The following is a 13,310-nucleotide window of genomic DNA, read 5'->3' as shown; positions in this document are numbered from 1 at the left end:
GAGATGGGATCAGCGAGCGAAGGTGGTGAAGGTCTGGCGGACCGTCGCGCCGTCGGCGCCCTGGGCGAGCAGGGCCTGCAGCAGGAGCCGTGCCTGGTACGGGCCGAGGTCTCCGGCACCGATGAGTCCTCGTCCGAGGAGGTCCTTCTCAGAGCCAGGGAAGCCGTACGTGTCGGACAGGACGGGCCCGTTACCGATGCGGGAGGTGAGGACCACGGGGATACGGGACGCGAGCTTGGTGAGCCCTTCGACGAGACGCTCCGGGACGTGACCGACGCCGAAGGCCGCGACCACGAGTCCGTCGCAGTTGCCGTCCCACAGTTCGAGCAGGGTGCCGTCGTCGCCGAGGGTGACGGTGTAGAGCCCGACGCGCGCCTCACGGTCGGGGGCGCCGACCAGAAGTCTGCGGGGCGGCACGGCGCCCACCATCCGTACTCGGTTCTCCGCGATTCGCGCGATGGGGCCGCACGCCGGTGAGGTGAAGGCGGCGGGGCTGGTGGTGTGAGACTTTCGGACGGTCCGGGCAGAGTGGACCTCGTCGCCGAGCACGACGAGGCAGCCGGCGCCGCTGAGTCCGGGTTCGACGGCGGCCAGGACGGCGGCGTACAGGTTGGCCGGGCCGTCGGCGCCGGGCAGGGTTGGGTTGCGCATCGCGCCGGTGACGACGACCGACTGCTCGTGGCCGTGGTGGAGGTCGAGAAGGAAGGCGGTCTCCTCGATGGTGTCGGTGCCCTGGGTGATGACGACGCCATCGACGTCACCGTTCTCCAGCTCGGCCGTGATCGCGGCCGACAGCGCGGTGAGGTCCTCAAAGGTCAGGGATGCGCCGGGCAAGCGCCGGAAGTCCCGCACCTTAAGGCCGATGCCGCTCGTGGTCAACGCCGGTACCGCGGCGAGGAGTTCGTGGGCCGAGAGTGCGGGGACGACGCCTCCGGTGATGGGATCGGTGGTCATGGCGATCGTGCCGCCGAGGGAGAAGACCGCCACGTTCCTGACCGACTCCGTCATGTCCCTGCTCCCCTGTCCGGACGCCGTCGAGTGCGGCCTCACGAGTGGTTGAGGCAGGCTATCGGGTCGGTGCCGTCCGGGTACGCGGAAGGATCACCAGCTGTTCGGACACGAACTGGCAGGCCGCCTCCAGCCCTTCGAGGCCGAGCAATCGGCTGCGCGGCCGGGCGAGCCGCTCTGTGCCGACTGCCGACAACTGTGCGCACCGGCGACCGAGCCAGTAGGCATCGAGGCCAAGGTACTCCGCCGTTGCCGCAAGGCGCTGCCCAGTTTGCTCGGCCGCCGTGGCCGAGTGGTGGCTGACGTGGCCGGTAACGTCAGCGAACGTTCGCAGGACCCCCGGCCTCGCGGTGACCGCGAGGTGGGAGGCACCCTTGGTCCTTACCCAAGAGGCGATGACGGCCCGGCGCCCGCGAGAGAGAGCGAAGCCGTCGGTGTGGGCGAATCCGCTGTCATCCGTCACCCAGGTGCGAATACCGAAGGACTCCATGAGCGCGATGGCGAGGAACAACAGAACGCGCTCGTAAGCCGGCGAGGCAGCGACCGCCGCGTCGGGAACGCAGAACCCCCGGCCGCTGGCACCGTCCGGATGCCGGGGTGCCATTCGTTCGAGGTATCGGTACTTGTGTTTGAAGAACAGCCATGTGGCGGCCTCCTCACCGCGCTGTTCCCTTGTCCAGAAGACGGGTTCGTCACCCAGGTGGTCACGGTGGCCCAGGATGTACCGCGCTGCGGTCTCCGAGCCGATCAGCATCCGGGAGACTTCGGTCAGCCCGTGGTCGGAAGCGACTGGTGTGCCTGGGAGGACGGTGAGGGACGCCAGCGAGGTGTACAGGGCTTGGTCGTCGCCGAGGAGTGCTGCCTCGAATCCTGACATAGCCCACAGGATGCCGTAGGTCAGGTCATCCAGTTCGTACGCGGCGGGGATGTCCACCGGGTCGGAGGCGGTGCCACCTGGGCTGGCCGGTCGGGCGTCGATGACGAACTGCCGCATCGCTCCGTCCACGGTTCGGTTGGCGACGATCAGCGCGCGCATGGGCATGGCGCGCCAGGCACTCAGCTCCGGACGGGAGTCGAGTAGCAGGCTGTCACCGAGGAAGGAAGCCGCGGGAAGACTCAGCGCAGGAAGCGCAGTCGTCGAGACGGACCGGCCGGCGGGTAACAGCAGCTGGCCTGGCCCCTCGGGCAACGCGGCGTACCCATGGGCTCGGGTGGCCGCCATTCCTGGTCGGCCCGTGGAGTCCGGACTGTGCGGATCAGCCGTGGGCAGGAGGCCCAGCAACTCCTCCGGAACTCCCAGAGCATCGGTCCACTGCACGAACTGGCGTCGGTCACGAATCTGTTTGAGCCCGCGTTCCAGTCTGCTGACCTCAGCCTGGTCGATGCTGACCATCCGCGCTACACCGGCCTGGGAGAGACCCGTGTGCTTCCTGAACAGCTTCACGACGGTGCCGAGTTCCCACGCGGCCACGGCTCGCCGGACCGTCGGATCACGCCAGAAGGCCGGATCGGCCCGTCGGGCGGCTGGCCCGTCCTGACATGAGGCGCATCGTGTACCGGCGTTGAAGCGGCTGAGAAGGGCACCGCAACGCACACACCGCCGCTGTCCGCTGTCGACCATGGTCGGCATTCTGCCTCGCTCTGCGACCACTCGGACACGTTCCGCTGGTGGGGCTCATAAACACTCATAGGCGTGGGCCTGCAGGGCGGCCATCGTGGTGGAGCACCACCGAACTGAGCCGCGTGCCGCGACTCCACGGACGTGAGGATCCGACCTGTGACCTCCTTGACCCTGCCGACCCGGCCTCCCGGTTCTCCGCCGCTCGCCCATGCCTGGCAGACGCTGGCGGACGGGCTACTGACCCAGCGGCTCCATCTTCATCTCGACGAATGGAGGGCTGCTGTCGCCGGGGAAAAGGCGCTGCCGGACGTCCCCGGCGTCGATGTCTCCGTGCTGGCCCAGCGCCCCTCTCCGCTGTCGGCAGGCGACAAGGCTGTGATGACGTTGCTGGAGGACGCGGGGCTCGGCTTCTGGTGGGAGCTGCCCCAGCGGCACGGAGCGGAGTCCCGGAACCGGCGCGGGACACTTCACCGCGCCGCCGACACCACTGCCCAGAACCTCCTCGCGGAACAGTCCGGGGCCGCCTGGTCCGATGCCGTGATCGCCGTCAGCGCCGCCGCCGCGTGGTGGGTGGGCTTCTTCGCGGTCATTCGCCACCGCGGGGTGCACCACATCACGCTGGAGCCTCACCCGAGCCCACTCCATGAGCAGGCCCTGGGCACCGCGGTGAGCGTCGTGGCCCACGGCATGGGTACGCGGGTGCTGGAGACGGCGCTGCGCGGCTCCGACGACGGCCCGGCCCTCCGCGCCGCGTACTGCCGGGCTATCGAGGCCGGCATCTGCGTTGAGCCCGAACTGCCCGGCCTCGTCGAGGAGTTGGCGGAGCTGCGGCTGGTGGACCTGGTGTCCACCACGGCCCGCTGGCGGGGTCGCTTCACCAAGTACGCGGGTGGCACGGGGGCGGGGCAGGTCGAATGAGCCACCGCTATCCGTTCATCGTCGTCGAGGGGCTCGACGGCACCGGCAAGACGACCCTGCGCAAGGGCCTGTTCCGGCTTTGGGAGGGGCTCTACGGCGTCACCCCGCTGTGCATGCTCACCACCAACTTCCTCGCCGCCGAGCAGGCCGCTGCCATCGTCACCGGCAAGTACCGGCCGAACGCCGGGAACCGTGATGCCTACCTTTCCGCGATCGCGGCGGACAAACAGGCCACGCTGGATCGCCTCGTACTCCCCCAGCGACAGGCCCGGCCCGTGATCGCGGATCGCTGGCTCCTCAGCGAGCTGGCCTTCTTCGCGGTGAAGCACGACATGAGGGTGTCAGAGACGTACGAGGCGCTGACCGCGCAGATCACCGTGGCCCCCGATCTCACGCTCGTCCTGGACCTGGAGACCGACGCCTCGATGAGCCGGGCGCAGGCCCGCCAGGGTGATGCCGTCCGGGCCGACTGGGACGTGCACGACATCCAGAGCCGGGTTCGCGAGACCTACGAGGCCGTGGTCACGAAGCCCGACGAGTTCCCGCTCCTCGGCGACGTGGTCCGCCTGGACGCCCGCCGGCCCCGGTCCGAGGTGCTGCTCGCCGCTTGGGACGTACTGCGCGAACGGCAGCTGGTGCCATCGCTCGCCGCCCACGCGGAAGGAAGAGAGACCCATGACTGACAACGCGAAGGCGATCCATCTACGTGAGGCCCTCGACGACAGCGAGCGGAAGCACCCTCTACTGGCAATCGGTGCGGTGAACGCGCTCGCCGCGCACGTCGCGGCTGAGGCGGGCTTCGACGCCCTATGGGTGAGCGGTCTGGAGGTGTCCGCGGCCTTGGGGCTGCCCGACGCCAACGTGCTGAGCCCTCGGGACCTGTCCGACGTGGTCGCCTCGCTCGGCCGTGTCACCGATCTCCCCGTCATCGTGGACATCGACAACGCGGGCGGTTCGGGGCGCACGGCAGAGCGGTTCGCATACGACCTGATGCGCGCCGGTGCCGCGGCGGTGTGTGTCGAGGACAGTGCGTACCCGAAGTGCAACAGCTTCGCGGCCCACCGAGCCCAGACCCTCGCCGACCGGGACCTGCTGTGCCAGCAAGTGGGGCGTATAAGGAAGGTCGTCGGTGACGGCCTCGTGGTCGTGGCCCGCACCGAGGCCCTGATCGCCGGTGAGGATCTGGCCACGGCGATCGCCCGCGCCAAGGCGTACGCCGAGGCCGGAGCGGATGCGGTACTCATCCACTCCAAGGAAGCGACCGGTGAGCAGGCGCGGGCCATTGGACGTGCGTGGAGCCAAGGTACGCCGCTGGTCAGTGTGCCCACGGCGTTCCCTGACCTGAGCGCAGCCGAACTCGGCGAGGCCGGCTTCCGCCTCTGCATCTACGCGAACCAGCTCAGCCGTGCCGCCCTCGCGGGTATGCGCACCGCCGCCCGTCAGTTCCGGCGCGGAGGGAGTTTCCGGTCCACCGTCGCAGGATCCCTCGCGGAGGTCGGTGACCTGATGCGCGTCGGCGAGCCGGAGGCGCTGTCGTGCCTCTGACGCCCGAACTACCTCGGATCAGTGTCTCCGTGAAGGCGGCGATCGTGCGCGACGGCGCCGTCCTGCTGCTGTCGTACGACGACGAGGCCGGGTTCCACTACAACCTCCCGGGCGGCAAAGCTCAGGTCGGCGAGGACCTGCGCCAGGCCGTGAACCGCAAGGTTGCGCAGGAGACCGGCCTCCAGGTCGTGGCCCGACGTCTGCTGTGCGTCGTCGAGTACGTCCCCGAGTCGTGGCAGGGCGAGTTCGGGGACGTGCAGAAGGTTCAGTTCAATTTCCTCGCCGAGCAGGTGGAGAACGCCGAGCCGCACATGCCGGAACCGCCGGATCCCATCCAAGTGGGCTTCGAATGGGTGCCGCTAGAACGTCTGGGCGACGTGTACCTGTTGCCTCGGATCAACCGCCCATTGTCGGCAGCGCTGAGCGGGGAGCTCGCCGACCCCTTCGTGGACAGGTGGTGACCTTCATGGATCCAAGGTTGAAGGATCTGCGGGAGTGGCTGCTGCGGGAGCACTCCGGGACGGTCTGTGCCGACCGCCTCCACGTGATCGCCGACGAGCTCGCCCACTTGGCCGCCCGCGGTCTACCAGGCCCCGTGGTGGAACTCGGCTGCTACAGGGGCGCGATGGCCCTCTGGATCCGTAGCGTGCTCGACTCGCTGGGCGACCACGACCGCGAGATCCACGTCTACGACTCCTTCCAGGGCATGCCCGCGCCCGGCGCCGAGGACTCGGACCACCTGGCGGCGGGCGAGCTCCGGTCGTCCCCGGACGACGTGCACGCCACGCATGCGGCCTGGGGCAGGCCGGCGCCGGTCATCCATCCTGGGTGGTTCGACGAGACCCTTTCCAAAGAACTTCCCGACGAGATCGCGTTCGCCTACCTGGACGGCGACTTCTACGACTCCACCCTCACAGGGCTGACGCACTGCGTCACCCGCCTGGTGCCGACGGGCGTGCTGCTCGTCGACGACTACGCGGACACGGCAACCAATCCTCGGGCCTGGGACGGGCTCCCGGGAGTGAAGCGCGCCAGCGACGCGTACTTCGGCGCGCCCTCGCCTGTGACCGTCGTCGTCGGCAAGGGCGATCTCGCCTTCGGCCGGTACGAGAGGCCGGAGGTCTTCGGATGAGCGCTGTCCTGGTGCTACACGGTGCAGCGGACGCGAACGCGATCCGCCGCGCCCTGCCCGACGTCCTCGTACACGAGGTGCCGGACCTGGACTCGCCTCCGCCCGCCAACACAGCGGTGCTCGTTCTGCGTTCCGGTGTCCGTCTCGGCGGGAGGGAGCTCGATGCACTCCCTCGCCTGCGGCACGTCGTACGGACGGGCTCCGGCATCGACCACATCGACGTGAACGCCCTCCGGCACCGTGGCATCACGTTGCACCGCAACGCCGAGGCCGGCGCGGACGCCGTGGGCGAGTGGGTGCTCGCCGCTGCCCTCGCCCTGGCCCGGCAAATCCCCTTGGGGCAGCACGCGCTGATGCTCGGCCGGCACGAGAAACAGGCGTGTATGGGAGCGTCACTCGGAAGCCTGACCGCAGGGATCTGGGGCGCGGGCCCGGTGGGGCTGGCCACCGCCCGGGCCCTCGCTCCCTACGTGGGCCGCACGGCCTTCGCCGCCTGGCCGTCGAACCCTCCGGGTCTGCGGGAGCTGCCGCAGACAGCGCTCATGGAGCAGTCACAGGTACACGTGATCGCTCTGCCGCTGCGCCCTACGACCGAACAGTCCATCGGCGCGGACTTCCTCGCACGCGTCGCACCGCAGCGGCCCTTGCTGATCTGCGCAGGGCGGCTGGAGACACTCGACGTCACTGCCTGCCTGCGAGCGCTGGCAGACGGGAGGCTCTGGGGCCTGGCACTCGACCCGGTAGAGCGGAAGCACCTGCCGCTCCTCACTGGCTCCACGACGCCGCTCAACCTCCTGGTCTCGCCCCACATCGGCGCCCAGCGCTCCGACGTGCGCGGCGCACTCGACCGATGGGCCATCGATCTCCTCAGGACGATCACCGCCGACGAAAAGATCCTGATCGAAGGAGGGCACCGGTGAACCCATCGGCACAGCTTCGTCGGGAGATCGCCGACAAGGTCGCCCGAACGCTCCTCGCGGCCGACGAGGCCCGCGAGGTCTGGTTGGAGGGAGCCCTCGCCTGCGGCTTCGCCCACGCGGCGAGCGACATCGACCTGCGCGGCATCGTGGACGGCGCCCTTCCGGCGTGGGAGTCGCGCATCGTGGACGGCGTCCGTGTCGATCTCCAAGCGACGGCGCCGCAGCGGGCGGAGGAGCTCCGTCACCTGCTCCGCTCCTTCGATGTCCGCCGCGACGATCTCGGATCGTTCCGCCGAGTACGCGCCTCGATGCACGACCTCATGTGTCTGCGTACCGCTCTGTCGTACGGCTCCGGACGCTGGGATCTGGTGCTCGACCCCGAGGAGCGCCAGGGCTACCGACGCTGGGCGGTCGCCGACCAGGCCGAGGTCGCGGCGAGCCTCGCCGAGGACCTGATCGGCCTCGTCGAGGACGGCTTGGCCGAACCCGCCGACGTCGTGTGCCGGAAGCTGGAGACCTGCCTCACCGCGCTCGAGTGCGCGGCGGCCGGGCATCCGGTCCTGGGCGACAAGTGGCTGCCGCTCCTTGCCGACGCTCCGTTCCGTCCGCAGATCGGCCCGGCCCACGCGGAAACGTGGGAGTGGTTCCGTCCGGTTCAGCGACGCGTGACCAGAGCGCTCCTGGACTGCTGGCCCGTCGACGACCCGCTGCAGACGCCTCCCAACCTCGTTGCCCCTGACGTCGGCTGGCTGCCCCAGCGGTATGCCGACGGATGGTTCCTTCGCCGCGGCGACGTCCACGTCCCCATCACCGGCGGACAGCTTCTCGGGTGGCTGTCCACGGTGTCCATCGATGGCGCGTAGACCGCGCCTCTCCTCCTCGGGAGTCCTCTGATGCCCGTCACCCGCACCGCACCCACCGACCTGGAGAGTCTCTACGCCCCGTTGCCGAGCACCGGACCGGACACGGCGGTCTCCGTCATCCTCAAGCTCCGCGGGGAGACCTGCGACATCGACTGCCTGTACTGCTACGAGAAGCGCAAGGAGTCACCGGGAGGCGCCCGCATCAGCGCGGCACAGGTCCACCACCTCGGTTCGATCTTCTCCGGGCGCCCGCTCAGCGTCGAGCTCCACGGCGGGGAGCCCCTGACCGCTGGCCGGGAACGGATCGCGGAGATCCTGGACGCGCTCGCCGCACAGCCGAACGTCATCCGAGTGAGCCTCCAGACCAACGGCCTCCAACTCGACGACGTCTGGCTTGACCTGTTCGAGCGACACTGCCCGGAATTGGAGATCGGCATCTCCCTCGACGGGGACGCGCTCGGGAATTCGTGGCGCGTCGGTTACGACGGCCGCCCCACCTACCCCCGGGTGGTCGAAGCCCTGGAGCTCCTCGGCCGTCGGGGACGCCACACCGGCGTCATCTGCGCCGTCACCCCGTACGTCCTCGGCCGGGCCTCCGAGGTCATGGAGAACCTCGCCTCCTTTTCCGCCGTGACGACGGTCAGCCTGGTGCCGTGTTTCGATGCGGCGGTCACCCGGTCAACCACAGCTGTCGGATCCCGTGCGCCAACCAGTCGGGCACTTCAGCGACGGGCCATCGGCCCCACTGGCCCGGCCTGGGCCGTCACACCTCGTCAATACGCCGACTTTGTGCTGGAGGCCGCCCACAACTGGGTTGCCGACGGCCTGTTCCGCCGCGTCAAGCTGGAACCCGTCGTCTCCGTCATCCGCCGCCTGAGGGGTCTGCAAACCCGTTCCTGTCACTTCTCCGACTTGAAGTGCGACCACGTCCTCACCCTTTATCCCGATGACCGCCTGGGAAGTTGTGACGAGCTGCCCTGGCCGCAGGCGGGTCTGGCTACGCTCGGCGACATCCGCTCTGAAGCGGACGTGGCCCGTGCCCAGGACGACTCTGCCCTGCTTCAGCAGGCACGCTCCCTGGTCACGAAGTGCACGGCCTGCGACTACCGCGACACCTGCGGCGCGGGCTGCCCGGCGGTCCGCCTCCGCTTCGCCGCCGCGGGCGACGAAGACGCGTACTGCGACCACCGCATGCGCCTGATCGAGGGCGTCGCCGCCCTGCTCGCCCACCCGGACCTCCCGCCCGGTGCCTCCTGTTCCCTGCTGCGCTGGCGTCCCGTCCGCCCCAACGACATGCACCACGTCGCAGCGTTCCTGGCCCGCTGGGACGACCCCGCCGCACCACGCCCGCCCGCCCGCCTCCAGGTCAGCGCCCACGGCAACATCAACACGGTCGGCCTCCCCGGTGTGCACGAGGCAGACGATCTCGACCCCCACCACCCCCAGTGGCACGAGGGCATCGAGCCCGGCGTCCGTCCGGTCGTCGACGCGCTCACTGCAGGCTGGAACGCCGTCACCTATGACAGCTGCCAGGGCCACACCTACGCCGACCTCCCCGGAGCCGAGCCCCGCTTCCTCTCGGTCGGTATCCTGCCGCGCGACCGCGCCGAGTACGCGCGTACAGCGACGAGCCTGTGCCGCGCCGCCAGCCGGGCCGAGTCCTCTCTGCCCGGGTCGTGTTCGGTGGTCCTCGGTCGCAGCGAGCTCACCTGCCGCACCACCGGCCGGGTGTATCCGACGCTCGACCTGCATCTCGTACCCGCTGCTGGCAGCACGCCTGCCGAGTACTTCGAGGACCTCTCCCGGGCCGTGCGTGTACTCACGGAGGCTCTGGCCGAGGCCGCCTCTGCCCCGATCTCCACCCCCTGTGCCTGCGGAGGAGAGCGATGATCCACATCGCCGAAACTCTGTCCATCCGCACTGTGGAGGGCTTCCTCAAGCCGGACGAGATCGAGCGGCTCACCCTCGTCATGGATGACACGTTCGGTTCCCTCGGACGCGACCGGTACGGCCCTGGCCGCCGCACGACCATCCACGAGATCCCCGGTCACTCCCCCGGCGAGGCGCAGGACGTCTACGAGCCAGCCGGCCGCATCGAGGTAACCGACATCCCCCATGCGGCGACCACCCTCCTCGACCAGGCCCTGAAGCTCCACATGGCCGCCATCACGCGCACCCTGCCATCGGTCACCGGCCACCGGCCGTGGATCTACCTCGAGTACGGCGCCGGCCAATACATCACCCCGCATGCCGACGGCATCGCCCCCGATCCCCTCACCCGTCCCCGCCAGATCGCCGCCGCGACGGTCACCCTCACGGACATCCACGACATGGGCGGCGCGTTCTACGTGGAGACCACGGGCAGCGACTCCGTCTGGACCGCCGCCGAGGCGCCGACCGGATCGGGTTACGCCCACGGAATGCGCTTCGCACACGACGGGGCAGACATCTCCTCCCCCTGGTTCCGCGCCATGCCCCGCACCCGATGGAGCGTCGCACCCGCTCCCGGCACGCTCGTGATCTTCGGCAGCCAGCTCGTCCATGGCACCGAACCTGTCCGCGCCGGCCGCGTTCGCAAGTTCCTCACGCTCCTCGTCTCCGAGTAGGAGGCTTCGCCGCCATGACCGGCCCCCGAGGCCCGCCCCGCAGCCACCCCACCCCGACCCACGGCCCCGACCGGAGAAGAGAGCGAGCAGTGGCAGAAGACAAGACGTTCGACGAGTTCCTGGATGCGGTCGCGTCTCTGCGCGACAGCGACCCCGTGCGCACCACCGCGCACACCTCCAACGCGGCCACCGAGACCTGGCTGGCCACCACGGTGGAGCCCGGTGCCACCGAGCCCACCACCGAGTCCTAACCCGCCACGGGGCCGGGCCCGTCCCGGTCCGGCCCCGTTTCACGCCCGGAGCTCCAGATGAGCGCTCTCGCCCCGGAATCCCTTGTCGCCCTCGACGGCATTGCCGACCACCAGCGTCTACGAACCAGCCGTATCGCCTCAGTACTCGGCAACCGCCTCGGCTCGTCCGCCCTCGACTACGCCGTGGCCCACCACCTGCTCGAAGGCGCCGAACACGCGGCGCGCACCCGAGACGCGGACCGCCTCGCCTGGTACCGCCATACGACCGTGCGAGACCTGACCCACCTGTCGGCCGGCCCGCACATCGTGCTCAGTCCGCGCCCCGCGGACCTGCTCCGCTCGGAGATCTCCGAAACCGCGTACTACCTCGTCCGCCCTGACACCAGCCCCGCCCCGTCCGCAGCCCAGGGTCTCGTTAGTGCCGCCCTCGCCTCCGCGACCGAGCACGGCTTCGGCACGCTGCTCACCCAGCACGCCCCCGTCATCTGTCTGCTCAACCACCGCCGACTCGACGAGACCCTCCACAGCTGGGCCCTCACCCGACTCCCGGGCACCGTCTTCACCGACTACACCGCCCGCCCCGAGGTCCTGGCCCGCGACCTGATCCACGAGGCCGCCCACAACTGGCTCAACGACGCCCTGGCCGCGTATGACGTGACCCTGCCCACCGACGTCACCTTCTTCTCCCCATGGCGAAAGACTGCCCGCCCCATATACGGCTTCCTGCACGCAGGCTGGGCCTTCGCCCTCACTGTGCTGTACACACAGCAAGCACGGCGCGACACGACGGGCGCCCTCGCTTCCTTCCTCGACACCTATCTGCGCCAACAGGCAGTTCTGTTCTCGGCCGCCGCCAACCATCTGGAACAGGCCCTTTCGTACGTCCCCGCGGTAGAGATCCGCGAACGCGTCCGTAGCGCGGTCGGCAGGGCCATCCATCCCGCTACGACCTACCACTGACTTCGCCGAGCGTTCGACAGATATGTGCATGGCACCCCGAAATCCACCGGTTCGATATCGTCTGTGACTCTTCGACGTGTCGAGCAACTGGGACTTGACGCACGGGCACGCACGAGATCATGGGGGTGAGGATCGGCAAGGCGAACCTCACCCCTCCGGGAACAGGCTCTGCCAGCGCGCGCCTATGCCTTGCGCCTCTTCGTAGCGGCGCGAGCCGACTCTGCGTTGGCCGCTGCGTTGAGCCTTGCTAGATGCGCGCGTTGCGCTACCTCGGCCCCGAACGACGACCAACCAAAGAGAGATGCCAGTAGCTCGGATGAAACGGCTGCCGCTGCCGTCAATCCAGCCATAGCCCTGGACATGGACGCAGGCGGTCCGGCAACCATCCGGCCTCGGCTTTGTACAGCCGTGATGGCGCATTGTTCCGACCAGAGCTCGAATACCTGAGCAAGACGAGCGAAGAAGGCGGCTGCCATAGCTAGGCAAACGCAGAAGCCGACGATCCCGACGCCGAAGCGCTCAGCGATGCCCGGCGACGGTTCGCGGTCGGTCCACGACCAACCCATGATCGCGTAGCCGACAGCACCACCAGCCGAAACGGCAACCCACGCAGCGCCGAGCAGAGCCCACAGGTGGTCTTCGTAGTCATCCTCTTCTTCATTGTCCCGCTCGGGCTTTCGCTTCGTCGGTGCCGGATCGCTGGTCGTCGCCTTCTTCCCGTAGGGCGGGAGGAAAACCTGCCATAGGCCGCCGTGGACGTCGCCACCCACGAACGTGCCGGAGCCATGGTTGTGTTGCTCCCGGTGCTCAGCATCCGTCATCTGGCGCCCCGCCGTAATTGAAAGTCATCCCCCCGTGGACGTCGCCACCGATGAATGTTCCAGTGCTGGCGTTGTGCTGGTGCCAGACCTTCGAGACTGGCGGACTCGGAATCGCGAGTTCGTCCACCTCGCTCATGGCCTCGTTGTGCTCGGCAAGGTACTGGGCGATGAGCTGGGCCCAGGCACTCGCTGCGAGCGCCTGAGTCTCCGGAGTGCCCGAGGCGAGCTGGGCAGCGGTGTCATCCACAGCCCGTGCGGCCGCTCTCTGCTGATCCAGGCTGGCCCTACGAAAGAAGTGTGCGACCTTCAGGCGCATCTTCTCAGCGCCCGATGCGGCTATGGCCGCAACGAGAGTGCCGCCAGCGCCGGTGGCCACGGCCATTAATTCGGCGTCGTACATGATCGATATATCTCCCCGTTCGTGGTGACGTGCCCCAGCAGAACCTACCGGCTACCACCGACACCCCGAGGGAACAATCCGTCGACGCAAGCGGCGCGACCAGCCACGCAACGTCTTCTGAGTTGCCCTCAGTTGGCGCCAGTGCCCGTTTCAGCAACGCTCCAGCCAGGCCCACTCAAAGCTGGAAGGCGCCCGCAGCTCGTCGTCCCGAAGGAGATCCAGGACGCCCCGTTCCTCAGCTGCGAAGGTCCGGGGCGCCTCCTCG

The 13,310-nt window shown here is 69.0% G+C and carries 15 protein-coding genes; 11 read left to right on the top strand and 4 right to left on the bottom strand.

What is annotated here, in order from left to right; genetic code table 11:
* Positions 1-9: 9 nt before the first annotated feature.
* On the bottom strand, positions 10-1,008 hold the full coding sequence (locus IF655_RS02550) for an asparaginase (protein ID WP_199581758.1): 999 nt from the start codon (positions 1,006-1,008) through the stop codon (positions 10-12).
* A 58-nt stretch (positions 1,009-1,066) separates the two neighbouring features.
* Entirely contained in the window at positions 1,067-2,479 is a 1,413-nt protein-coding gene (locus IF655_RS02545; RefSeq protein ID WP_199581757.1) for a helix-turn-helix transcriptional regulator, read from the bottom strand.
* A gap of 306 nt (positions 2,480-2,785) precedes the next feature.
* Between IF655_RS02545 and IF655_RS02540 the strand changes: the two genes are divergently transcribed.
* From IF655_RS02540 to IF655_RS02490, 11 genes are all read left to right on the top strand, one after another.
* Entirely contained in the window at positions 2,786-3,547 is a 762-nt protein-coding gene (locus tag IF655_RS02540) for a hypothetical protein (protein WP_199581756.1), read from the top strand.
* Positions 3,544-4,230: a dTMP kinase gene (locus IF655_RS02535; protein WP_199581755.1), complete on the top strand. Its 687-nt coding sequence runs from the start codon at positions 3,544-3,546 to the stop codon at positions 4,228-4,230. Before IF655_RS02540 ends, IF655_RS02535 begins: the two co-directional genes overlap by 4 nt.
* On the top strand, positions 4,223-5,092 hold the full coding sequence (locus tag IF655_RS02530) for an isocitrate lyase/phosphoenolpyruvate mutase family protein (RefSeq protein ID WP_199581753.1): 870 nt from the start codon (positions 4,223-4,225) through the stop codon (positions 5,090-5,092). Before IF655_RS02535 ends, IF655_RS02530 begins: the two co-directional genes overlap by 8 nt.
* 29 nt (positions 5,093-5,121) lie before the next feature.
* Positions 5,122-5,553 (top strand): NUDIX domain-containing protein, encoded by a 432-nt coding sequence (locus tag IF655_RS02525; protein WP_307814838.1) that lies wholly within the window; start codon positions 5,122-5,124, stop codon positions 5,551-5,553.
* Complete coding sequence (locus IF655_RS02520) at positions 5,547-6,224, top strand: TylF/MycF/NovP-related O-methyltransferase (protein ID WP_307814837.1); 678 nt, start codon at positions 5,547-5,549, stop codon at positions 6,222-6,224. The genes IF655_RS02525 and IF655_RS02520 overlap by 7 nt, the downstream gene beginning before the upstream one ends.
* On the top strand, positions 6,221-7,144 hold the full coding sequence (locus IF655_RS02515; RefSeq protein WP_199581749.1) for a D-isomer specific 2-hydroxyacid dehydrogenase family protein: 924 nt from the start codon (positions 6,221-6,223) through the stop codon (positions 7,142-7,144). The genes IF655_RS02520 and IF655_RS02515 overlap by 4 nt, the downstream gene beginning before the upstream one ends.
* On the top strand, positions 7,141-8,007 hold the full coding sequence (locus IF655_RS02510) for a hypothetical protein (RefSeq protein WP_199581747.1): 867 nt from the start codon (positions 7,141-7,143) through the stop codon (positions 8,005-8,007). The genes IF655_RS02515 and IF655_RS02510 overlap by 4 nt, the downstream gene beginning before the upstream one ends.
* A gap of 30 nt (positions 8,008-8,037) precedes the next feature.
* A complete protein-coding gene (locus IF655_RS02505; protein ID WP_199581745.1) occupies positions 8,038-9,897 on the top strand; it encodes a radical SAM/SPASM domain-containing protein in 1,860 nt (619 codons plus the stop codon).
* Positions 9,894-10,613: a 2OG-Fe(II) oxygenase gene (locus IF655_RS02500; protein WP_199581743.1), complete on the top strand. Its 720-nt coding sequence runs from the start codon at positions 9,894-9,896 to the stop codon at positions 10,611-10,613. Before IF655_RS02505 ends, IF655_RS02500 begins: the two co-directional genes overlap by 4 nt.
* Positions 10,614-10,702: 89 nt before the next feature.
* Positions 10,703-10,864, top strand: a complete 162-nt coding sequence (locus IF655_RS02495; protein WP_199581741.1) for a hypothetical protein — start codon at positions 10,703-10,705, stop codon at positions 10,862-10,864.
* Between the two features lie 57 nt (positions 10,865-10,921).
* Positions 10,922-11,824: an HEXXH motif-containing putative peptide modification protein gene (locus IF655_RS02490; protein WP_199581739.1), complete on the top strand. Its 903-nt coding sequence runs from the start codon at positions 10,922-10,924 to the stop codon at positions 11,822-11,824.
* A gap of 182 nt (positions 11,825-12,006) precedes the next feature.
* Here the strand turns inward: IF655_RS02490 and IF655_RS02485 are convergent, their stop codons facing one another.
* Positions 12,007-12,645: a hypothetical protein gene (locus tag IF655_RS02485; RefSeq protein WP_199581737.1), complete on the bottom strand. Its 639-nt coding sequence runs from the start codon at positions 12,643-12,645 to the stop codon at positions 12,007-12,009.
* A complete protein-coding gene (locus IF655_RS02480) occupies positions 12,632-13,045 on the bottom strand; it encodes a hypothetical protein (protein WP_199581735.1) in 414 nt (137 codons plus the stop codon). Before IF655_RS02480 ends, IF655_RS02485 begins: the two co-directional genes overlap by 14 nt.
* Positions 13,046-13,310: the final 265 nt, after the last annotated feature.

The organism is Streptomyces sp. DSM 110735, from assembly GCF_016482685.1.
Classification (GTDB): domain Bacteria; phylum Actinomycetota; class Actinomycetes; order Streptomycetales; family Streptomycetaceae; genus Streptomyces.
The sequence above is the reverse complement of the archived record's forward strand: the minus strand, read 5'-3'. Positions and strand labels throughout refer to the sequence as shown.